The sequence below is a fragment of the Kitasatospora sp. NRRL B-11411 genome (genome assembly GCF_000721345.1).
Lineage (GTDB): Bacteria > Actinomycetota > Actinomycetes > Streptomycetales > Streptomycetaceae > Kitasatospora > Kitasatospora cineracea.
Map to the genome: position 1 here is coordinate 1 of NZ_JOGH01000276.1, position 1,207 is coordinate 1,207.

Consider the following 1,207-nt stretch of genomic DNA (forward strand, 5'->3'; position numbering starts at 1 on the left):
CCCCGCCGCCGCCCGGATCGCGCCCGGCCTCCCCGCCCCCGCCTCCGCCGCCGGTGCATCCGAAGCTGACCGAGGTCGGGACGTTCTCGGGCAGCCAGGACCCGCGTGCCAACCAGGAGTTGGGCGACCGGATGACCGCGTTGCAGGTGCACACCGAGCAGGTGTACGCGCAGATCCAGGAGAACCTGGGCAAGTTGGGCCTGGGCGAGGACGGCCCGACCGGCACCCTGCAGTACAACCTCTGGTCGGGGCCCGAGAAGTCGGCGTCCGACCCGAAGCTCGGCCCGGCCTACGGCAACGACCCGGCGAGGACCGGGGAGGGGCAGGCCGCCGCCGCGCCCGGGTACCTGATGAGCTCGACGCCCGAGCACTTCCGGGCGCTGGACGAGATCAAGCAGGGGTACCCGGACGGGAAGATCCCGTCCGACCCGCCTTACCAGAAGGACTTCACCGCCTGGCTGCGGCAGCAGGAGGGGCAGGGCCTGCCGTACGACCCGAAGGCGGCCCAGCAGAAGTTCCACGAGCTGTGGCGGGCGGCCGGCAACCACGAGGGCACGGCGCTGCTGCCGGACGGCTCGATCGCGGTCGGCGAGCACGGCGCCAGGTTCCAGAACGCCTGGGACCGGGCCTCCGACGAGGTCGCCCTGCACGCCACGCTGTCGATGTCGGGCGTGCGCAGCTTCGGTCTCGACGAGGTCAACCTGGCCACCGGACAGGGCACCGCGCACCCGAACCCGATGGGCACCGTGCAGGTCCGGCAGGAGATCCCGATGGTGCGGCGGACCGCCGACGAACTCGCCGGGTCCCTGCACGAGAACGTCCAGGCCCGCCGGGACATCGCCGCCGCGGCGGGTGACCCGGCGCTGCGGGAGGACCTGGCCGGGCTCGCCGACCGGGCCGACCAGGGCATCCGGAAGTTCAAGGAGGGCGCCGACCTGCTCGACCCGGCGAATCCCGCCGCGGAGCGCGCCCGCAGCGCCGACACCATGATCGCGGGACGCAACGAATTCCTCGGCGCGGTGGGCGAGTTCGACCAGCGGCTGAACGGCCTGGGCCTCCCGGCCGCCACCGACCACGGCGCCGCGCCCCGGACCTCGCCGGAGCCGTCGCCGGAGCCCCCGCAGGAGCACCCGCAGGAGCACCCGCAGGAGCAGCCGCGAAACGACGACCGGGGCACCGGCCCCGGGGACCTCCCGCCCTCCCCGCC

Annotated in this window: 1 pseudogene; it reads left to right on the forward strand. The window is 74.5% G+C overall.

Going from position 1 to position 1,207, the window contains the following annotated elements:
- Positions 1-53: 53 nt before the first annotated feature.
- Positions 54-1,207, forward strand: a pseudogene (locus IH44_RS42150) (hypothetical protein); the annotation flags it as partial.